General features: G+C 64.7%; 20 protein-coding genes. 7 read left to right on the top strand and 13 right to left on the bottom strand.

Translation table 11 applies throughout. The features are described from left to right. Positions 1–8 precede the first annotated feature (8 nt). The 9 genes from merA to AC3WTD_RS01725 all read right to left on the bottom strand — a co-directional run bounded on the left by merA (position 9) and on the right by AC3WTD_RS01725 (position 6,240). Positions 9–1,733, bottom strand: a complete 1,725-nt coding sequence (gene merA / locus AC3WTD_RS01685; protein ID WP_015447704.1) for a mercury(II) reductase — start codon at positions 1,731–1,733, stop codon at positions 9–11. A gap of 298 nt (positions 1,734–2,031) precedes the next feature. Then, on the bottom strand, positions 2,032–2,439 hold the full coding sequence (merC, locus tag AC3WTD_RS01690) for an organomercurial transporter MerC (protein ID WP_015447706.1): 408 nt from the start codon (positions 2,437–2,439) through the stop codon (positions 2,032–2,034). A 19-nt stretch (positions 2,440–2,458) separates the two neighbouring features. Further along, entirely contained in the window at positions 2,459–2,737 is a 279-nt protein-coding gene (gene merP / locus AC3WTD_RS01695) for a mercury resistance system periplasmic binding protein MerP (RefSeq protein WP_015447707.1), read from the bottom strand. Positions 2,738–2,756: 19 nt separating this feature from the next. Further along, complete coding sequence (gene merT, locus AC3WTD_RS01700) at positions 2,757–3,119, bottom strand: mercuric ion transporter MerT (RefSeq protein WP_015447708.1); 363 nt, start codon at positions 3,117–3,119, stop codon at positions 2,757–2,759. An 85-nt stretch (positions 3,120–3,204) separates the two neighbouring features. Continuing rightward, complete coding sequence (locus AC3WTD_RS01705) at positions 3,205–3,954, bottom strand: HvfC/BufC N-terminal domain-containing protein (protein WP_015447709.1); 750 nt, start codon at positions 3,952–3,954, stop codon at positions 3,205–3,207. After that, positions 3,929–4,801 (bottom strand): MNIO family bufferin maturase, encoded by an 873-nt coding sequence (gene bufB, locus AC3WTD_RS01710; protein ID WP_015447710.1) that lies wholly within the window; start codon positions 4,799–4,801, stop codon positions 3,929–3,931. Before bufB ends, AC3WTD_RS01705 begins: the two co-directional genes overlap by 26 nt. Positions 4,802–4,812: 11 nt before the next feature. Further along, the gene (locus AC3WTD_RS01715; RefSeq protein ID WP_015447711.1) at positions 4,813–5,097 is read right to left on the bottom strand and encodes a BufA1 family periplasmic bufferin-type metallophore; all 285 of its coding nucleotides are present in this window, start codon (positions 5,095–5,097) and stop codon (positions 4,813–4,815) included. 216 nt (positions 5,098–5,313) lie between these two features. Next, complete coding sequence (locus AC3WTD_RS01720; RefSeq protein WP_015447712.1) at positions 5,314–5,535, bottom strand: (2Fe-2S)-binding protein; 222 nt, start codon at positions 5,533–5,535, stop codon at positions 5,314–5,316. A 111-nt stretch (positions 5,536–5,646) separates the two neighbouring features. Continuing rightward, the gene (locus AC3WTD_RS01725) at positions 5,647–6,240 is read right to left on the bottom strand and encodes a hypothetical protein (protein ID WP_153021737.1); all 594 of its coding nucleotides are present in this window, start codon (positions 6,238–6,240) and stop codon (positions 5,647–5,649) included. 65 nt (positions 6,241–6,305) lie between these two features. Here AC3WTD_RS01725 and merR point away from each other — a divergent pair, with 65 nt between their 5' ends. Further along, on the top strand, positions 6,306–6,713 hold the full coding sequence (gene merR / locus AC3WTD_RS01730; RefSeq protein WP_008209286.1) for a mercury resistance transcriptional regulator MerR: 408 nt from the start codon (positions 6,306–6,308) through the stop codon (positions 6,711–6,713). An 80-nt stretch (positions 6,714–6,793) separates the two neighbouring features. Here merR and AC3WTD_RS01735 read toward each other — a convergent pair whose 3' ends face one another. Beyond that, positions 6,794–7,429 (bottom strand): hypothetical protein, encoded by a 636-nt coding sequence (locus AC3WTD_RS01735; protein ID WP_008209284.1) that lies wholly within the window; start codon positions 7,427–7,429, stop codon positions 6,794–6,796. A 39-nt stretch (positions 7,430–7,468) separates the two neighbouring features. Continuing rightward, a complete protein-coding gene (locus tag AC3WTD_RS01740) occupies positions 7,469–10,402 on the bottom strand; it encodes a Tn3 family transposase (protein ID WP_008209282.1) in 2,934 nt (977 codons plus the stop codon). A gap of 159 nt (positions 10,403–10,561) precedes the next feature. Between AC3WTD_RS01740 and AC3WTD_RS01745 the strand changes: the two genes are divergently transcribed. The 3 genes from AC3WTD_RS01745 to AC3WTD_RS01755 all read left to right on the top strand — a co-directional run bounded on the left by AC3WTD_RS01745 (position 10,562) and on the right by AC3WTD_RS01755 (position 13,997). After that, a complete protein-coding gene (locus AC3WTD_RS01745; RefSeq protein WP_235645291.1) occupies positions 10,562–11,746 on the top strand; it encodes a hypothetical protein in 1,185 nt (394 codons plus the stop codon). Positions 11,747–12,101: 355 nt separating this feature from the next. Further along, a complete protein-coding gene (locus AC3WTD_RS01750) occupies positions 12,102–13,487 on the top strand; it encodes a hypothetical protein (protein WP_235645290.1) in 1,386 nt (461 codons plus the stop codon). Positions 13,488–13,598: 111 nt separating this feature from the next. After that, positions 13,599–13,997 (top strand): H-NS histone family protein, encoded by a 399-nt coding sequence (locus AC3WTD_RS01755; protein ID WP_235645289.1) that lies wholly within the window; start codon positions 13,599–13,601, stop codon positions 13,995–13,997. A 48-nt stretch (positions 13,998–14,045) separates the two neighbouring features. Here AC3WTD_RS01755 and AC3WTD_RS01760 read toward each other — a convergent pair whose 3' ends face one another. After that, positions 14,046–14,258, bottom strand: a complete 213-nt coding sequence (locus tag AC3WTD_RS01760; protein WP_235645288.1) for a hypothetical protein — start codon at positions 14,256–14,258, stop codon at positions 14,046–14,048. Positions 14,259–14,462: 204 nt separating this feature from the next. Here AC3WTD_RS01760 and AC3WTD_RS01765 point away from each other — a divergent pair, with 204 nt between their 5' ends. Both AC3WTD_RS01765 and AC3WTD_RS01770 read left to right on the top strand, forming a co-directional pair. Beyond that, entirely contained in the window at positions 14,463–14,825 is a 363-nt protein-coding gene (locus AC3WTD_RS01765) for a hypothetical protein (protein WP_235645287.1), read from the top strand. Further along, complete coding sequence (locus AC3WTD_RS01770; protein ID WP_235645285.1) at positions 14,822–15,253, top strand: hypothetical protein; 432 nt, start codon at positions 14,822–14,824, stop codon at positions 15,251–15,253. The genes AC3WTD_RS01765 and AC3WTD_RS01770 overlap by 4 nt, the downstream gene beginning before the upstream one ends. Positions 15,254–15,276: 23 nt before the next feature. Here AC3WTD_RS01770 and AC3WTD_RS01775 read toward each other — a convergent pair whose 3' ends face one another. Continuing rightward, positions 15,277–18,312: an error-prone DNA polymerase gene (locus AC3WTD_RS01775; RefSeq protein ID WP_235645284.1), complete on the bottom strand. Its 3,036-nt coding sequence runs from the start codon at positions 18,310–18,312 to the stop codon at positions 15,277–15,279. Between the two features lie 188 nt (positions 18,313–18,500). Between AC3WTD_RS01775 and AC3WTD_RS01780 the strand changes: the two genes are divergently transcribed. After that, positions 18,501–19,235, top strand: a complete 735-nt coding sequence (locus AC3WTD_RS01780) for a hypothetical protein (protein ID WP_492612768.1) — start codon at positions 18,501–18,503, stop codon at positions 19,233–19,235. Positions 19,236–19,237: the final 2 nt, after the last annotated feature.

The following is a 19,237-nucleotide window of genomic DNA, read 5'->3' on the forward strand; positions in this document are numbered from 1 at the left end:
CCGTCTCCTCATCCGGCACAGCAGGAAAGTTGCTTGACGTCCTTGGTGAAGGTCTGTGCCGCCAGTTTCAGGCCCTCGACCATCGTCAGGTACGGGAACAACTGATCGGCAAGCTCCTGCACGGTCATGCGCGCCCGGATCGCCAGTGCGGCCGCCTGGATGATCTCGCCGGCTTCCGGCGTCACCGCCTGCACCCCGATGAGCCGGCCGCTACCCGCTTCGGCCACCAGCTTGATAAAGCCATGGGTGTCGAAATTGACGAGCGCCCGCGGCACGTTATCGAGTGAAAGTGTGCGGCTATCCGTCTCGATACCCTGCAGGTGCGCTTCCGCCTCGCTAAGGCCTACGGTCGCGACTTGGGGCTCCGTGAACACCACCGCCGGCATGGTGGTGAGATCCAAGGTCGCCTCGCCCCCCATCAGGTTGATGGCGGCACGTGTACCGGCGGCGGCCGCCACGTAGACGAACTGCGGCTGGTCGGTGCAATCGCCCGCAGCATAGATGTGCGGCGCACTGGTTCGCATACCGCGATCGACCACGATGGCGTTTTGAGCATTCACCGCAACACCCGCCGCCTCCAGCGCGAGGTCACGCGTGTTGGCGGTCCGGCCCGTGGCCACCAGCAACCGATCGGCACGCACTTCGCCGTGCCCGGTGGTGAGCACGAATTCACCGTTGGCATGGGCAACTTGGCTGGCCTGGGTGTGCTCCAACACCTCGATGCCTTCGGCACGGAACGCCGCCGTGATCGCCTCGCCGATGGCCGGATCTTCGCGAAAGAACAAGCTGCTGCGCGCCAAGATGGTGACGTGACTGCCCAACCGCGCGAAGGCTTGCGCCAATTCCACCGCAACCACTGACGAGCCGATGACGGCGAGCCGCGGCGGAATCGCGTCACTGGCTAATGCCTCGGTGGACGTCCAATACGGGGTGTCCTTCAAGCCGGGGATGGGCGGCACCGCCGCGTGGGCACCCGTGGCGATCAGGCAGCGATCGAAAGACACCTCCGATTCACCACGCCCCGTCGTCGACGTGACGACGAGCGTGTGTGCGTCCTTGAAACGCGCTTCGCCACGCAGCAGCTGGATGTTGGGGTTGGTATCGAGAATCCCCTCGTACTTGGCGTGACGCAGTTCGTCGACACGACCTTGCTGTTGGGCGAGCAGTCGGTCACGCCGAACCACCGGCCCCGTACTGGAGATGCCGTCATCGAACGGACTGCTTCGACGCAGGTGGGCCACGTGCGCGGCGCGGATCATGATCTTCGACGGCACGCAGCCGATATTGACGCAGGTACCACCGACGGTTCCGCGCTCGATGACGGTCACCCGGGCGCCGAGTTCAACGGCCTTCAGCGCTGCCGCCATGGCCCCGCCGCCCGTGCCGATGACAGCAACGTGCAGTCGCTGCTCCGAAGCGGTGGGCGTGCGGTCGACATCGCCACGCGGCTTGAACCAACCACCCAGCGAGCCCAAGGCCTGGTCGAGCATGGAGGACTTGCGCGCGAGTGTGTCGGCTTGCGGTGCCGAGGCGGCGGCGATCCGGTAGTTTTGCGGCAGACCCGCGTTGAGTTGCTCCACCGTCAATGGCTGGGTACTACGGACGTGCGCCACATTTTGCGGGTAGGCGACGTCAGCGGCGACGACGTCAGGCAACGCCCGGAGCGCTTTTTCAACATGTCGGGCGCAATCGGCGCACGTCATGCCGATCACAGAGAGGGTTTGTTCGTTCATGATGTTCCTGGCAAATGAACGCGTGTCGCTTCGGTTCGAAGCAGAGCGGCACACCGTTGAATCAATAGAGGGCCCCATCAACCATCGCAGTGACGGCACCTTCCGTTAGCAGCAATAGGGCACCACGACGATCAACAAAAGCACGATGCCGATGACGATCGCGGCCGTGATGAGGTCGGTTTTCTTGGCACTCAGCCATGCTTTCATGGGTGTCATCTCCGATAGGGTGATCCAACGAACGCCGGTACTCCACGGGGTTTGATCCCACATCTCCACCCGCGGAAGGTGGGGTGAGTGTTCAACAGCAGGCGTCGTCTCGCTTCGCACCGCGGTGCCCCTTTCCCGGCGGCGATACCAGATCCCAGATGGATACCGCGACCATCAAGACCAGCCCGGGATAGAGCAGCCACGCCGCCATGCGCAAGGCCCCGATCAGCACCAAGACCGGTCCGATCACGCCAAGGGCCATGCGTAACCACTGCCGATGACGGAAGCCGGCGATCCCGTTGGCAAGCAAGGCGACCATCGCAAACAGTGGCAGCAAGTAATGGATGAATACGCCCTCGTACTGGCTCAGAAAGCCCAATCCGATCGCGGCGCCCAGGCTGGCGAGTGCAGGAAAGCAAGCAGCGCATCCCATCGCTGTGACGATGGCCCCGATTACGCCCGCTTTGTCGGCGGTGCGTGTGAGTGGAGTGAGAGACATGGGAATGACCTCGGGCGCTTCAATTCTTAACGGTGGAGGGGTAGCCCGCATCCGTCGTGGCGCTGACGAGTGCCCGGGTGCTGGTCTTGGCATCATCGAAGGTCACAACGGCTTCCTTCTTGTCGAACAGGATCTCGGTCTTTTCGACACCGGGAACCTGGGACAGCGCTTTCTTGACGGTGATGGGACATGCGGCACACGTCATACCGGACACCGACAGGGTGGCGGTCTTCGTAGCCGCCCAGGCAGGCGCGGAAATGGCGGTGGCAAGGACGATGAGAGCGGCAAGTTTCTTCATGGGTGGATCCTCCGACGGGTCAGTAAAACAGCGTGGCGAGATAGGGAAAGGTCAGCGCCACGAGCACCAGGGCTGCGACGATCCAGAACAAGACTTTGTAGGTGGTCCTGACCTGCGGCACAGCGCAGACGTCACCAGGCGCGCACGCCGTAGCAGGCCGGTAGATGCGTCGCCAGGCGAAGACCATCGCGATCAGCGCTGCACCGATAAAGTACGGGCGGTACGGCTCAAGCACAGTCAGGTTGCCGATCCAGGCGCCACTGAACCCAAGGGCGACCAAGACCAGGGGACCAAGGCAACAGGTCGACGCCAGTAGTGCGGTGATACCCCCGGCCAGAAGAGCGCCGGAACCTGTTTTCTTGACGACTTGGGTATTTTTCATGGAGGGCTCTGCGTGGATGGGGGCGACTATGGGAGCACTCTATTCGCGTACTTAGGTACAGAGTCAAGCGCAAGAATTTTTAGCGTCAACCCGCTGCAATCAGTTGGTGCTTCAGCAGACTGCGCAGACAAACCGCGAGATCGAATGCTCCGTCGATGGCCCGAGCCGCCGCATACGCGGCCTCCAGATCACGCGTATCGATCAGCGCGGCGATGCAGGCGAAGCTCGCTGCGTCCAGCACGGTCATCGCCACCTCGCCGCCGTCACGCCACAACACGACCTGTTCGCCGCGACCATCCAGCTGCAGCCGCTCGCCTTCGGGGGCGGTGGCGTAACGCCAGATCGTCAGCACCGGATGCGTACTGCCCAGCAGGCGCACGCTGGGATGCAACCGCCAGGACAACGATGTCGTGTCATCGAGCGTGGCCGGAGCCAGTGGCGATGCTTCAGCGGCCAGTGCGGACTGCTGGCGTAGCCACTCCAACTGCGCCACATCAGGCAAATAGGCAAGTGCTGCCGCTTCGGGCATCGTGGCCAGAAACGCGGCGAAGGCGCCGCCGAACGCCTGCAGGTTGCCGCGCGTCGACGGATGATGCAGGCGATAGCGCGTCGCTGCGGCCTCGAAGAAGGCCTCGCCGACCAGCGCTTGCACCGCGGGGTACGTGGCGCGCAGCGTTTCGATCTGCGTACTGGCGATGGCGTTGCCGTACACCTGCAACCGTGCAGCGGGGGCGAGGCCGGCACCGACAACCCACTGCGCGAGGTCACTGCCGCGATCGAGCACGGCGTTGGCGAAACCGCGTTGCAACTCAAGCAATGTGGGTGCGGTGACCATTGAGCAGGGCCTCCGCGCGGCCGGCTTCCGCCAGCAACACCTCAAGTTCGGGGATGTCCTGATCCCACTCAATCAGGGTGGGTACGGGGCCGAACAGATCCAGTGCCCCGGCATAAAGCGCCCAGACTTCGGCATCCACCGGCCGGCTGTGGCTGTCGATCAATAGCGGTACCGCGAGATCGGTCTTGCGAATAAATCCACCCAAGTGGATCTCGCGCACCGCCGCGCGCGGCATCGCACGCAGATAGGCATGCGCGTCGAAGCCGTGATTGACGCTGTTGACGTAGACATTGTTGACGTCGAGCAACAGGCCGCAGCCACTGCGACGTATCAATTCGGCGACGAACTCCCACTCGCTCATCTCGGCGTGTTGGAACGTGAGATAGCTGGAAACGTTCTCGACCAGGAACTCGCGGCCCAGCGCGTCCTGCACCTGCTGCACGCGCGTCACTATCAGGTCCAGCGCCTCCCGGGTGAACGGTAGCGGCAGCAGGTCGTTGAGGTGGATGCCGCCGATCGCGCCCCAGCAAATGTGATCGGAGACCAGCCCCGGTTCGAAGCGTTGCACCAGCGCACACAGCGTCGCCAGATGCTCGTCGTCGAATGTGTCGGCTGATCCCAGCGAGAGGCCGACACCGTGCAGGCTCAGCGGATAGTCGGCGCGCACATGCTCGATCGCCGCATGCAGTGCTCCGCCGTCGGCAAACAAATTCTCACTGTGCACCTCGAACCACGCCACGCGCGGACGTTCGCTCAACACCCGCTGCATGTGTGGCGCACGCAGACCGATCCCGACTCCAGAAGGAGCCGAGATCGGTGGCGCCGCGAGCGTGCTCGCGTCGTGCATCGTGGTGTTGCTCAGCCCTTCTGTGCCGGTTCGAGTTTGCCGCCGTCGATCTTCTCGCACAAGCCCTTGGGCACCGCGACGAAAGAGTTTGGATCGCGGGCCTTGGTGTCCTGGCTGGCGCAGGAGTGGCCTGCTGCTTTGCAGTCGTTCTTCTGCGCAGCGTTGATGCCGTAACACTTCTCCATATGACTCATTGACATCGGTTTGCTCTGCATGCCTGCGGCCGCTGCGACTGTGGTCAGACCCAACGTGAGTCCTCCCGCCAGAACGGATTTCAGAATCGATGCGGTATTCATTCTCAACTCTCCAGTACGTGGCCAGAAACACTCTGGCCTTCTTTGAAAATGACAATCGGTAACCCATGCAGAAACTTTCCCGTGTCGACCAGCAGCCATCCTCATCTTCGAACCGCGCGTCCGGTCAATCTCCGCCCATGGCGCAGAGCCTACTGCCGTACTTCGGTACGACATCAAGCGTGGATTGCCAAGACCGCGGGAGCCTTGACCGACGTCCTACTGCCCATCGTGGCTCGGCCTGAGATGGAAGGTCGGATGTGCGCATGCGATTTCCGTGATGATGTCGCTTAGCAGCTGGCGTGCTTCCTGCTCGCAGCCTCCGCAGCCACCCGAGCAGCCGGTGAGCCACTGCAATGCTTCGAAACTGCGCACCCCGGCCACCACCGCGTGGCGAATGTCCTCCTCGGTCACGCTGTGGCACACGCAAACGTCAGTCATGATCCAACTCGCGTGGCGGAGCCGTCCTGTCGTAGCCTGAGACGCGGCGGATCGCAGATGTCGGTCCTGAAGCACGGAGTCGTACCCACGATCTGACGCGAAGTCGGCACGTCAACCCGCGGCCTCGGGCAGGAGCGCAGCGGGCGTCAACCACGCCTCCAGCTGCGGCAGCGCGTTCGGTCCGAGATGCTGCTGGAATGTGTTTCGCGCCACCCCGAGTAGCCGGGCAAGTCGAGCTTCGATAGGCAAGGCCTCGTCTGCCACAAGAACCTCTAGCAGCGCACACGCGAGATCGCATTGCAGCGCGGCCCCATCGGGCAACGGAACGCGTGCTTGCGACAGCCGCTGGACGAGACGGGCGGCCATGGTGTGCGCCTCCTCCTGACTGAGCTGATCGACCGTCTCGCGCCGGTACCAGTATGAAGGGTTCGGAAATGTGGCAAGCAACGCCGACGCCGTCGTGGCAGCTACCAAAGCAACCTGGCTGTCACCGCCGAGGGCAGCACGCAGGAGGCCGACCTGCTGGTCGACCCGAAGCTCACGCAGCCATTTGATCGCGATCACGTCACCGCGATGGTGCAGCCAAACCTCTGCAATATCAGGATGAACCTCCAGGCGTGCCAAAACGGGTTTGGCAAGGCACCCGCAACCGATCTGCGGCACCGCCTCGCACACGAGCGGCACCGTGTAGAAGTGAATGAACACGAACGTCTCCCAGGGGGTGAGGTGGGTGTACGCTATGTCCGTAGTCATGTACGGAGTCAATGGGTATGGGGAAGCCATCGGAACAACTGACCATCGGTGCGTTTGCCAAAGCCGCGGGGGTCAACCTGGAAACCATCCGGTTTTATCAGCGCAAGGGGCTGCTTCCGGAACCGGACAAACCCTATGGCAGCATCCGCCGCTATGGTGATACCGATGTCGCTCGTGTGAAATTCATCAAGTCAGCGCAGCGTTTGGGCTTCAGCCTCGACGAAGTCGCACAGTTGCTCGCCCTGGAGGACGGCACCCATTGCAGTGAGGCGGCACAATTCGCCGCGCAGCACCTGGCCGACGTGCGGGGACGCCTGAAAGACCTCAAGCGCATGGAAACCGTACTGGCTCGATTGGTCGCGCAATGTCATTCGCATCGCGGCACCATTACCTGCCCCCTCATCGCCTCCCTGCATGGCCGTTGAGACGTCCTGCCGGCGACGCCTGACAGCCTGGCGCACTCTTTGGTGGATCAGCCGGACATGAAGGCAAGCTGTTCGCCGGCTTATCGGCAATGCCCCGTCAGCAGCCGCGTGATGCGCGACCGAAACTGGTCAGGGGTCAACGTCGTGATCGGTTCGCGCTGCGGCCATACCTTCAGGATGGCGGCTCGGAAATTGGCGGGCGTGCTGCCTTGCTCGGGACCAATGATGTAGGTCGGCACCGTGGTGACCGCGTAGTGCGGGTACATCTGCCGCGCGACGTCTTCGAACCGACCATGATCGGTGGCGCCTTCGGCAAACACCAGCAAAGCCACCCATGCACCGCAGCGGTCGCAACGCACTTCTTCGACGGGGATGGTGCCGCCGGGCAGCGAGTGCTTTGCCGCCAAGGGTGGTGGTGGCGTACTGCTCGGACCGCGAATGGACTCCAGCGCCGTCACGATCTGGTGCGACAGGGGTTCCAATATCGCGCGCCGCTGGGCAAACATCGCCTCCCGTTCGTCGCCGGCGATGTCGGTGACCACGCAGGTTTCGCCGGACGCGGTACCTGTGACGCGCAGGCGTCCCAACTCCCCCAGTTCGGCGTGCCGAAAGACGTAGGCGATACCGTCCGGCAAAGGGTCGCGGTGAAAGGACACATCCGGTGGCAGCTTTAATCCGGCAGCCGCTTCGGCGGGCGATTTGCGTTGGGAGGTCATGCGGGATTCCGTGCGAACGCGTGGCGGCTTCCAACGACGTTAACGCATGTTCCGCAGCACCGGCCTGACCGGCTGCAGGGTGGGCAGCAACCGCGCCATGTACCGCTCGACCGGGAACAGGAACAGCCCGCGAAAATTCACGAGACGCTCCTGGATCGGCGCGATATGGCGCAGGTTCTCGGGCACCGCGAGGGCTGCGATGTCGGCGGGCAAGGTCGCGAGCGATTGCTGCATGCGCGCCGTGGTCCACGCCATGACGATGTTGCTCAACAGCGTGATGGCGGAGGAGACACTTCGGAGGCGCGCGTTGTGGCTCATCTGATGCCGCGGCACCTTGCCCGTTTCCAGCGCATGCTCCAGCACATGGACACGTTCCCCGTGATTGAGGGTGCGCAGGATTTCCCGGCGGAAGTCGGGTAGCGTGAACCAGCGGCACAGATAGAGCGTGAGTAGCAATCGGCCGATCTGGACGCCCGCGTCGTACAACTGCTCACCGGCCGCGGCGGAGCCGAAGCGGGACAGGATGTCGACCGCGCTCGCTTTGCCGACATGGGTGGAGGCCGCCATGCGGACCCATTCATCCCATACGGGCTCCACCTTCTCAGGATGCGCTCGGTTCTTGGCGATCACGCTGCGCAGCCCCTCGGGCACCGTCATCGCCGGGGTCACATACAGCTTGTGTGCGCTGGCATCACGCAGCCGTGGGCACATATCCTTTCCCACCGTTTTCGCCAAGAACATGCCGAATTCGGTTTGACCGTGCGTATCCACCGCCAATTGGTTGATCGTGACCGTGCTTTGGCGAAGGACCCCTTCCAAGGCCACACCCTGTTGCCGTTCGCCGAGCACGACGGGCTGGTCGTGAAAGATGCCCCAGCGGTCATGGATGTGCGTGTAGATGCCAATCGACTTCTTCTTCGTGCGCGGGTCGCGACGTGCCAGGGGGCTGCTCTTGACGGTTTCACGACTCATCATGTCCGCGGACGCCAGATCGGCGCGTCCCCAGGATTCGGCAATGGGGTGGCTGTGCATGTACTCGAAGACGGCGGTATTGGCTTCCCGTAAGCGCTTTTCTTGGGCGATCCAACGCATGCTCTGATTGACGGCATCCGCGGAGAGGCCCGGCATCATGCGCGCCGTATCGGCGGCGGACAATGCCGTGCCGTGCGCAAGAAGACCGGCATACACCAAGCGCAACTCATCGATCGAGCGCGGCTCGCGGCCCAGCAGCGTCCAGCTGAAGCGGGTGTGGCTGTCCACTTCCATCATGACGCCCGGCAGCTCTTCCGCTCCCATGCGCTCCATCAGGGCATCCCGAAGCACCATCACGGCTTCCGGCACGTCCTCCGCCGGGAGTTTGGGCAAGTGCACACCGTCTCTGTCCACGGTGACGTCGCCAGCCTGCGCGGCTTCACTCAGGTGCTGGAGCTGCTTGGACACTTCCTCGACCAGCGGACCGGTGAATTCCTTCGCGTCGCGGGGCAGCTTCAAGCGCGCGTAATGATGCGTCTTGCTCTTGGTCCATTCCGCGGACGGAATCAGCATGCTTTCGCGACTGCGGAAGCTGAAACTGTGCGCGACATACACGCTGCCGTTCTTCAGGGCACGGCGTAACGCCAGCAGCGTCGCCACCTCGAAGGCCTGCAGGGCACGTTGCCGGTCGGGATTTGCCAGCATGTCGTCCCACACTTTGCCGAGGTGAACCGGTATCGCCTCGGGCAGTGCTGGTTTGCGCTGCAGATAGATCTCGCGCAAGGCGTCCAGCGCCTGACGAACCGGGTGCGGCGCCACGCTCTCAAAGGGAAGCGCACACAGCATTTTCAACAGCGAGCGCGAGTGGCGGTTGTTTTTGAGGAGGAGTTGTTCACGGGTCAGGTGCGCTCGGCTGAGTTTCTTGCCGCCGCCGACCTGTTCCACCGCACGCAGAATCGCCGCACGCAGATCCTCTTCGCGAAGGGAGCGATCGAGGGCCAGCTCGCGGACTTCCTTCGCAAAGGTGGTCAGCGTGCGCGCACGCGCCTCGGCGGATTGGACCACGGCGCGCATCCCGTTGCCCCAAAGATCGGCTACGTGTTGGCGCGTCATGGCCAGCACCCGGTCCGTGGCGGTGCACAGCGCCGTCTGCAGGTAACAGGCGACCTCGATGGTCCGGCGCGTTGCCGCAATACGCTTACTCGCCGCGGGTGGCCGATCTGCCATCGCCTGGGCGTAATGGCGCTTGATGTGATCCGACACGGAAGGCATGGGGTGTGCGGCCACACCGAGTTGGGTCAGGTATTGGATCCGCTCGAACTGTTCGCGAATCTGGGGGAGCGACTGCCGGCGTGGTGCTTGCGCAAGCCATTCCTGAAAGGAAAGACCAGAGCGATGGGGTTCGTCGCAGGCCCGCACCCACGCATCGAGGACAGTGAAAGGGGCGTCCTTCTGCAGCACGGTGCCGAGTTCATCCTCGGCCAGCTTTAGCGCGACATCGATGGCGCTCTTCAGTGGGCGCTCGCCCTCAATGAGGATGCCGTGCTCGTACAGCCACGTTTTGACGTGTGTTTTCAAACGATGACGATCGAACTCGGACAGCACCTCGACACGCAGGTAGCGCACCAGGGCACGGCGCTGGTGTTCGGACATGCGACCAAAACCCAACGTTTCCATGGCGGCGTTCTGGTGCGCGAACAAGGTCGGCCGGCGGCGATATAGCGAGCGGAGCGAGGCAATATCCGGCGTCGTGATCTCCAGCGTTTTGCCTAGATGTGCCCATAGCTCGGCAGGGACTACTTTGACGGCCGCAAGCACGCTGCCAGTCATCCGGATGAAGCCGATCTGCAACGCCAGGCCCAGCCGGTGCAGCGCGTCGCGCTTGGCGAGAATGACGCGCCGTTCCTTGGCCGAGTAAGTGAAGAAGGCATGGAGCTCGAACTGATTGAGCTCCTTGGGAATGGTGCGCAGCCCAAGATACGGCGCCTGCCAGTACTGCATGCCTACCTCCGGCCTTTCCGTGGAGAAGATCTGAGGCTAACAGCAAACTGTTGATTTTATGAAGATTGCTTCCCGGGCGCCTACATTATTCCCCGTCAAATCAAAGAGTTGCTTGACGAGGCTAAGCGTTACTATTTGCACCTAAAACAAGGTGACACCATGAACAGCAAGCTGGAGTTCCTCGCGGACGGAGCGCCGGGCAACGGCACGGCTGAGTTCGTCGCTAGCGAGGCCGACGTGCGCCATCTTGTCGGGTTGATTAGCGACCGCCACCGGACCATCGCGCTGGTGATCGTTCACACGGCCACCGCGCGCTCACGGGCGGCGATCTCGGCGGCGACCTTGGCCAAGAGGGTCGCCGGCATCGCTCGCGTGGTGATGATCGACACCGGCGGAGCGCAGCGGCTCGCGCATGCGCTCGGTCCGGCAGGCGTGATCCCCCGCAACGGGGTGCGCCTGTACGGTCGCCAGTTCGACGCAGAGCTTGCCAGCGCGAGCTGTCCCGTCCTCCCGCCCGAAAGCTGGCCAGGCCGGGACGCTGTGGGCCAGCTGGAAGACGCCTGCGCGGTGGTTTCGGTGTCGGTCGACGACGCCGAGATTGATGTGCCCTCCTTTGCGCACATCCGGCAGCTCATCGCGCGCGAGCGGCGACGGCAAGACCGCGAACGCCTGACCAGTGCCAGCGAGGAAGTCGTCGACGAGATTGCGAGCCTCCGCGCAGCGCTGGCGGCAGCCGAAGGCGACGTAGCCGCCGCCGAAGAACTGGCCGCCGAGCAACAGGATCGCGCCGAGAAGACGGAAGAGCAGCTGCGCAGCGCGCTGGCGAAGCTGATGATCGCCTCGGAGCGCATCGACCAGCTGCAGGCCGCGCAGCGCCCCGCCGCCGACCAGGTGCCCCTTCCCGAAACGTGGGCCGCGTTGGAGCGTTGGGCCGAGGAGCAATTCCAGGATCGGGTGGTCTTGACCGCTGGCGCGATGCGTGCCGCCCGCGCGTCGGTGTTCGAGAACATCCCTTTCGTCGCCGAGACAATCTCCCTGCTAGGCAACCAGTACTGGACGGTAAAGACCACCGGGTCGGAGGAAGCGCGCCTCGATCTCGTGGAGGCGCAGAAGAAGTTGTACGTTGAAATCAGCCCCGCCGGCGAAGCGCTGAACAACGCCAAGCTGAAGGGGCAGTACCAGACCACGTATCAGGGGAGGCGTTATACCTTGGACCAGCACGTGAGTGGATCCAGCTCGCGCGATCGCCGCCGGGGTTTTCGTTTGTACTTCACGTGGTCGGATGATTTACGCAAAGTGATTATCGGCAGCCTGCCTGAGCATCTCGACAATACGCTCACGTGATCGGACAAGCGCCACTATTCCTTGTCCGAGCGGCGAAAAGGGCATGGGCTGTGGGTAAGAATAGACGTCAACGCATTGTTTCTACGGCGACATTGGGATTCTAGCTGTCAAAACTACACGTATCTCGGCTCAATCCCTTTTTGACAACCGGCTCAATGCAAGGCAGCCTTAGTGCGCGGCTGCGGCAGCCGCTGCCGTCGGAGTGGCCTCGGCTACCGTCAGAACCCGCGAGGGGCCGCACTACGTGGTTAGTGGCATCACCTTTCCGCCTCTCCTGAGCGCGCTCACGAGGCCCAGCAAGCGGCAATCCGACACCGCGGCTGATCCGACTTCGTGCACGCGCTGGAGATCGGCTATGAGTGCTCTTCCCCGTTCTGAATCGCGCTTCCTTCCCGACTCGGCGCTGGACTACTCCCGGCGCGCGAAGCATCTCGCGTGGGTCATTCAACGCCCCTTGCAGGAGGCCCAGGAGCTGCTGGCCAAGGCCTACGGTTACGCCGATGCCCACGAGCTTCGGGCGCTCCTGCAGCGCACGCTCGAGGTTGCCGAGTCGACGACGGAGGATCCGTTGACCGAGGCGAGTCGCCGTATGCAGCAGGGCTTCACGGTTGAGAATCGCCTCCTGCACCTCCTCGCCGGTGGCGACGAGCCCACCGTTCTGGCGAGGCTGAGCTCGCGCGAATGGCTGGCGCGAGACATCGGGCTGACGAATGTGTGGCCGTGGCACAAACGCGAGTTCGCCCGCGTCAAGGCCTCGATCCTCGTGGAGGAGGCCGCGGAGCCACGGGATCTTCTGGGAGCCACGCCCTTGGACTACGGCCGGGCATACCGGACCAGTGCGGGCGACTACACCATCGCGCTGACCGCTGCGGGACAGGCGGTGAAGGATGTCCTGTCGCGCTGGTACGAGCAGCAGGATGGTGTCGCACGGCCGCCGCGAGAGCACGCGGCAAGGCTGGCAGCCTTGCGAGCACGGCATCCGGCCAACCCGTGGCTCCACGCCGATAGGGTGCTTGGCATGGGCTATGACCTCGCAGTAGCTGGCGACCACGAAAGCGACGGCTGGGTGGACGTCCTCGCGGAGGCGAGGATCACGATCGGGATGTTCGAGCGCATCCTTTCGGTCGAACAGGCCGCCAGCTATGCAGGGGCCAAGCTGGTCTCAAGCGGAATGGGGTTCGGCAATGAGGCCTATTCCTACCCGTCCGTCTTGTACTACGCCGGCGTCGCTGCGCGCAACAGCGGCCACCTGGCGGAGGCCATCGGCCACCTCGAGCGGGGCTACATGATGGATACCCGCGATGGCGCCGGCACGCGGTTCGCGCTCCTCGATGCGTACGCCCGGCGCGCCCGGCGGGCGCAACCGGCCGCCTCGTGGGATGAGCTGACGTTTGGCCATGTGCTGCGGGCCGTGGGGCACTTCGAGGCAGGCGACTCCGAAGGGGCCGTGGAGTCCTTCGCCTACGCGCTGGTCGAGCGGCTCTGGCAGCAATTCAACAACGGGTACGAACACGCGTCACGATCGCTGGCTGGCCTGCTCAAGGCCGCGGCGCCCGTCGCCGGTGCGCATCCTGCGGCCTGGCACATGCTCGCTGCCATTGCCGACGACGCGGCGGCCAAGGCTGCGGTGAAAGCATTCACGGCCGAGGCGCTGCGATTCCAGATTGTAGATCTCGAGCCGGATGCCCAGGCGCTTGCCGAGAAACTGATGCCCGTGCTGGAACGCGTGGACTATGCCTAGCGGAACGCGTTGCGGAGCGCCTGACGGGAAGCTGCGCGTTGAAACGCGTACTCTCTGTCGTGCGTATAGTCTGGACATGCCGACGACCAGATTCACTAGCATGGAGACCCTATGGCACTGAAACTCGATGGCATGTCGCCGCGCGACCTCGAAGCGCTCATTCAACAGGCACAAGCTCTGCTGGCCACCAGCCGTAAGGCGCACCTCATCGCGGTACGCGCGAAGGTAGCAGCGCTGTGCGAGGCAGAAGGGCTTCAAATCAACGATGTATTTCCGCGGGCAGGCGGTCTGCCGTCCGGGCGCGCTGGCACCGGCACACCGAAGTACCGTAATCCCGAGCAGCCCAGTCAGACATGGACAGGGCATGGCATGCGGCCGCGGTGGTTCGCCGCCGCCCTGAAAAAGCCCGGAGTGAGTGCGCAGACGCTGCTGATCGACGCGCCAGCGCGTGGCCCTGATGCCTCCAAGCCCGCGAAGGCAGCGGCAAAGCGTGGAACAGCCCGTCGTTAGAACTAGGCGCAGCTCCGTGCCGCGGTTTGCTCCCCTATCGGGTAACTCCTAGTGCTCGGCGATCGCAACGGATAAGAGAGTGGACAATCGCTCGTGCACCCAGGCTTCGTCGGCCGGTCCTGCGGCGTCCTGCACGACGTCGGCCTCGCCGGCGAACGCGATCATCAGGTCGCTGTCGTCGGGGTTTTCGGCCCGCATCGCCGGTAGCAGCGCCGCGAGGCGAGCGATCATACGTTCGAGCTCGGCACGTGACGTTTGCATGGCGCCATTGTTAACGTCTGCCTGGTGGCGTGCAACCTCCCCGTCTTTGCGCCGATGACTGCCCTCTGCGACGCCCGTGCTACGTTATGTCCTCGCGGCAGGTCGGACGAACCGGTCGAAGAACTCGCGCAGCTGACCGCTTCGATGTCAGCTTGTGTCTGCGCCACGCGGGCCGACCTGGCGGAACGAATTGAGCAGGTGCCGATGACTCCCTACGACGAAGCCCTCGACTGGGTACGCCATCACCCCGAGGCACCTGAAGCACTCGGGCTGGCGAAGCTGATCCTCTCCCTGCACCACCCCGCTTATGCCTTTTCCTTTCGCGAATGCACCGATGGGATGAGGGATGCGCGCATGGCACTGTCTCTGCGCGTGGTCGGCCAGTTTGTGCGGATCGGGCGGGAAGACGAATCAATGCTGGCGGCGGCCTGTACGGTGGCCGAGTGGTACCCGGTCCTCACCCGACGCGCCGAGCAGATGGAGGAGGCCAAGCAGGCTATAGAAGCGCTGGCTGAATCCGAGGGCGAGGTCGACCAACGACGGGCCGACGACCCGGAGATTGCATGACGACGCCATTGGCCCAGGGCCAGTGGCTGTTCGAGTACTCGGTGGCTTCGGCCGGCTTCATCGGGGCCTTGGAGTCCGCTGCACGGCAGGCCCCTATCCTCGACGCGGCCGATGGGTTGGAGATCATTGCCCTGGCGCACTTCTCGCGCGGGAGCGACCGGATCTCGCAGTTCAGGCGCTGCAGCAGGTTCTCCTGGACGAATCGGCTTTCGCATGATCCCGGTGTCCTCGGGCAGCTGACTGGCCTCTATGGCGTCACCTTCACGGGCGTGTACGTGATCCGAGTGGCCACCGCCAGCACGCGGAGCTATTCGTCCGGCCACATGCACGAGTACGCGATCGACAGCGAGCTTCTAGATGGCCAATTCGTGCACGTGCCCGTGCAGCTCGTGACACAGGGTGGTCAAGCACACTACGCAGTGGCCTGAGGCGAGGCCGGTACTCCAACCTGCTACAGGCACGCGGGACGGACGATTGCGGCGATCAAGTGCGTGACGCCGTCCACGTGTTCAATGCGCCCATCAATGGCCACAGCCGCGCTTGAGCGGAGCACGAGGCGGCATCGCTCGGCGACGTCGGGCCAGACCACGACGTTGAGCCAGGCGGTCTCGTCCTCCAGAGTCAGGAACGTAACGCCGCCTGCCGCTGGCGGGCTCTGGCGCATGCCGATGATGCCCGCGACACGGAGCCGTCGCCGGTGGCCGGCGCGGGCGGCCTCAGCGAGCGTGGCAAGACCAGCGCCGCTCAGCGAAGCACGGAACAGGGCCATCGGATGACTGGCGGGCGAGAGGCCCATCGACGCGTAGTCAGCGGCCATCTCTTCACCAGCGGTCGGCGCGCGTAGCGTTACGGACGCCTCAGCCGTTCCGCCGAACAGTGGCAACGTCGCCTCGATGCCGCTGGTGACCCAGCGTGCAACGTGCCGGTGTCCGGCGAGGCCACCCAGTGCGCCGGCGTCAGCCAGTAGTGGCAGATCCCGCTGATCCAGTGCCGCGCGGCGCGCGAGGTCGGAGACGTCGCGGAAAGGCGCTTCACGGCGCGCTCGCAGGAGGCGCGCGGCGCTGTCGGCGCGAAAGCCAGAGATCTCCCGCAGACCCAGACGGATGGCGGCGCGCGGCCCGTTTCCCTCCAGCTGTGTCTCCCACCCACTGACAAGGACATCCGGCGGGCGCGTGGCGATGCCATCCCGGCGTGCCGCCTGCAGAAGTTGTGAACGCGTGTAGAACCCGAGGGGCTGGGCGTTGAGCAGCGCAGCGAGGAAGGCGCTCGGGTAGTGCGCCTTGAGGTAGGCAGACGCATAAGCGATGAGAGCGAAACTCGCCGCGTGCGACTCCGGGAATCCGTAGGCGCCGAAGCCGCGGATCATTTCGAACACCTGCTCCGCGAAGCCCTCGGTGTAGCCGCGCTCGGTCATGCCGGTCAGCAGCCGCGTGCGGAAGTGCTCCAGCGTGCCGTGGCGCTCCCACGCGCCCATCGACCGGCGCAACTGATCGGCCTCGCCCGGCGTGAAGCCGGCGGCGACCACGGCCAACTGCATCACCTGCTCCTGGAAGATCGGCACGCCGAGCGTGCGCTCCAGCACGCCCTTGACCGCCTCCGACGGGTAACTCGGCGCTTCCCTGCCCTGTCGACGGCGCAGATACGGGTGAACCATGCCGCCCTGGATCGGTCCGGGCCTGATGATGGCCGTCTGAACCACCAGGTCATAAAAGCACTGTGGCCGCATGCGCGGCAGCATCGCCATCTGCGCCCTGCTCTCGACCTGAAACACACCTACCGTGTCGGCGCGCCGGAGCATCGCGTAGGTGGCCGGGTCCTCGGCCGGAATGTCCGCCATCGACAGGGAGACGCCGTGGTGGCGCCGGATGAGGTCGAACGTCCGGCGCAAGGCGGACAGCATGCCCAGTGCCAGGATGTCGACTTTGAGCAGGCCCAGGGTCTCCAGGTCGTTCTTGTCGAACTGGATGATCGTGCGCCCTTCCATCGTCGCCGGCTCGACCGGCACCAGTTCAGCGAGTGGCGCGGCGCTGATGACGAAACCGCCGACGTGTTGCGAAAGATGCCGCGGCGTGCCGACCAGCTGCATGGCCAGCACCAGCAGGCGGCGCATCGCCGGCGTGTCGGTGTCGATACCCGTCTCGGCCAGGCGCGTCGGCATCGTCGCGGCGTCGCCCCATCCGTCCATCGCACGGGCCAGCCGGTCGATCAGATCAGGATCGAGGTCGAGCGCACGGCCCACGTCGCGCACCGCGCTGCGTGGCCGGTAGGTGGTGATCGCTGCGGTCAGCGCCGCGCGGTCGCGGCCGTACCGCGCATAGATGAACTGAATGACTTCCTCGCGCCGTTCGTGCTCGAAATCGACGTCGATGTCTGGTGGTTCATGGCGCTCTTTTGATAGGAAGCGCTCGAACAGTAGATGCCCGCGTTCGGGGTCGACCTCGGTTATACCCAGGGCGTAGCAGACTACGGAGTTCGCGGCCGAGCCGCGGCCCTGGCAGAGGATCTGGCGCGATCGCGCAAAGGCGACGATGTCGTGGACGGTGAGGAAGAACGCCTCGTATCCAAGGTCGGCGATCAGCGCCAGCTCGTGGTCGATCTGTGCCGCCTGCGGCGCCGGCACCCCGTTGGGCCAGCGCCGCGCCGCGCCCTCGGCCACCAGCGCGCGCAGCCACGCCGCCGGCGCAACACCGGCCGGCACGCTGTCCAGCGGCGGCCGGCACCCGAGCGTGCCGAGATCCAGCCGGCAGCGTGCGGCGATGCGCAGTGTCTCGGCGATCAGCGCCGGCGGGTACAGTGCCGCGAGATCCGTTGGCGCGCGCAGGTGGCGCTCGCCGTTCGGGAACAGCTCGCCGGCGGCGGCAGTGACGGATTTGCCCAGGCGGATCGCGGTCACGGTGTCCTGCAGCGCACGTTGGCTGCGCGTGGCCATGTGCACGTCGCCGGCGGCGACCAGCGGCAGGCCGGAGGCATCGCCGATCGCGTGCAGGGCCGCCAGCGTTTCCACGTCGCGATCGCCGCGATGCAGCTCGACGGCGAGCCAGGCACGGCCGTGGAAGGCATGCGCCAAACGACCTGCCCACGTCGCCGCGCCGGCGGGCACGTGACCGTGGTGGTCGGCGCCGCACAGAAGGGCGAGCAGCCCTTCCTGGTTCCGAATCACCTCCTCCCAGCGTGCCGCGTAGCTTCCCTTCGCGGCGCGGCCGCGCGCGGCGGTGATGATCCGGCAGAGGTTCGTGTAACCGGTGCGGTCGCTGGCCAGCAGCACCAGGCGCGCGCCGTCTTCCAACTTGAGCTCGCTGCCGACGATCAGCGGCACGCCGGTGGCGCGCGATGCCTCCAGCGCGCGGATGATGCCGGCGAGGCTGCATTCGTCGGTGATCGCGAGGGCCTTGTAGCCCAGCGCTGCGGCGCGGTCGAACAGTGCGCGTGCGCTGGCCACCCCGCGCAGGAAAGAGAGATTCGAGAGGCAATGCAGCTCGGCGTACATCAGGCGACCTCGACATACGGAAGGCCGAATCGCTGTGCTACGATCCTCCCCGGCGCCGGCCAGCGCCCGCTGCTCACCGACGGCAGACCCTCGCGGGATGGCATCCAACCCATACCACCTGATTCCCCTCTGCAGGCGAATCTTGGCAGTGAGCACCGGGCGTTCGCCTCCAGCGAGGAGTCAGCGTCATGCGTTTCATCCACACCACGACCGCGAAGGTCGAATCCCTCAAGAAGCAAGCCAAGCGCATCCAGCGCAACGGCGGCGGCAAGCATGCCGACCTGCTGAATCGCGTCGCGCGCACGGCCGGATACGAGCACTGGCACCACGTCACGCTGTGCCAGCGCGAGACAGAAGGTGTCAGGGAGGACCGATCGCTCCGCTCCACCATCGAGAAGATCCTCAACCTCGAAGAGCGCGGCGAGGTCGCCATCGTCGGCACCGGGTCGGAGACGTCGACCACGCAGCCTTTCCTCCTCTTTTCCACCGGCTTGGGCGACGCATGGCTGCTGGACCCGATCGGGCACAAGGCCTGTTGCCTCATGTGGCGCGGTGAGCGGCAATCGCCCACGATCCGCGACGAGCCGGAGCGACTGGAAATCCTCTGGGAAGGGCACTACGAGTTGCGTGGCGCGTTTTTTGAGGTCGATCTGGACCATCCTCTGATCGGCCACCGCGCCATTGGGGGATACCCGATGGACGGGCTGCGGGAGTTCCTGCTCCCGGCGCAGCCGGCCGAGGAGTCGATCGGCCAGGTGTTTGGCCAGGACGATGCTGTGCCCCTCACGCCCGACTTGATTCGGCAGTTGGAGCATGAGGGTTGGCAGGCGGAACAGCTCACCGCAGCAGCACGCCAAGGCGCCCTCTACTCGCCCACGCGGAACGGAATTCTCTTTCCGTCGATGCAGGAGCCGAAGTTCTAAGG

This window comes from Rhodanobacter sp. FW106-PBR-R2A-1-15 (assembly GCF_058789735.1).

Bases quoted from the DNA above. Each gene is read 5' to 3' on its own strand.
- merC (WP_015447706.1), bottom strand. From the start codon at position 2,439: ATGTCTCTCACTCCACTCACACGCACCGCCGACAAAGCGGGCGTAATC.
- merR (WP_008209286.1), top strand. From the start codon at position 6,306: ATGGGGAAGCCATCGGAACAACTGACCATCGGTGCGTTTGCCAAAGCC.
- AC3WTD_RS01765 (WP_235645287.1), top strand. From the start codon at position 14,463: ATGACTCCCTACGACGAAGCCCTCGACTGGGTACGCCATCACCCCGAG.
- AC3WTD_RS01735 (WP_008209284.1), bottom strand. From the start codon at position 7,429: ATGACCTCCCAACGCAAATCGCCCGCCGAAGCGGCTGCCGGATTAAAG.
- AC3WTD_RS01755 (WP_235645289.1), top strand. From the start codon at position 13,599: ATGGCACTGAAACTCGATGGCATGTCGCCGCGCGACCTCGAAGCGCTC.
- AC3WTD_RS01720 (WP_015447712.1), bottom strand. From the start codon at position 5,535: ATGACTGACGTTTGCGTGTGCCACAGCGTGACCGAGGAGGACATTCGC.
- AC3WTD_RS01780 (WP_492612768.1), top strand. From the start codon at position 18,501: ATGCGTTTCATCCACACCACGACCGCGAAGGTCGAATCCCTCAAGAAG.
- merT (WP_015447708.1), bottom strand. From the start codon at position 3,119: ATGAAAAATACCCAAGTCGTCAAGAAAACAGGTTCCGGCGCTCTTCTG.
- AC3WTD_RS01750 (WP_235645290.1), top strand. From the start codon at position 12,102: ATGAGTGCTCTTCCCCGTTCTGAATCGCGCTTCCTTCCCGACTCGGCG.
- AC3WTD_RS01775 (WP_235645284.1), bottom strand. From the start codon at position 18,312: ATGTACGCCGAGCTGCATTGCCTCTCGAATCTCTCTTTCCTGCGCGGG.
- merP (WP_015447707.1), bottom strand. From the start codon at position 2,737: ATGAAGAAACTTGCCGCTCTCATCGTCCTTGCCACCGCCATTTCCGCG.
- bufB (WP_015447710.1), bottom strand. From the start codon at position 4,801: ATGCACGACGCGAGCACGCTCGCGGCGCCACCGATCTCGGCTCCTTCT.
- AC3WTD_RS01745 (WP_235645291.1), top strand. From the start codon at position 10,562: ATGAACAGCAAGCTGGAGTTCCTCGCGGACGGAGCGCCGGGCAACGGC.
- AC3WTD_RS01740 (WP_008209282.1), bottom strand. From the start codon at position 10,402: ATGCAGTACTGGCAGGCGCCGTATCTTGGGCTGCGCACCATTCCCAAG.
- AC3WTD_RS01705 (WP_015447709.1), bottom strand. From the start codon at position 3,954: ATGGTCACCGCACCCACATTGCTTGAGTTGCAACGCGGTTTCGCCAAC.
- AC3WTD_RS01760 (WP_235645288.1), bottom strand. From the start codon at position 14,258: ATGCAAACGTCACGTGCCGAGCTCGAACGTATGATCGCTCGCCTCGCG.
- AC3WTD_RS01715 (WP_015447711.1), bottom strand. From the start codon at position 5,097: ATGAATACCGCATCGATTCTGAAATCCGTTCTGGCGGGAGGACTCACG.
- merA (WP_015447704.1), bottom strand. From the start codon at position 1,733: ATGAACGAACAAACCCTCTCTGTGATCGGCATGACGTGCGCCGATTGC.
- AC3WTD_RS01770 (WP_235645285.1), top strand. From the start codon at position 14,822: ATGACGACGCCATTGGCCCAGGGCCAGTGGCTGTTCGAGTACTCGGTG.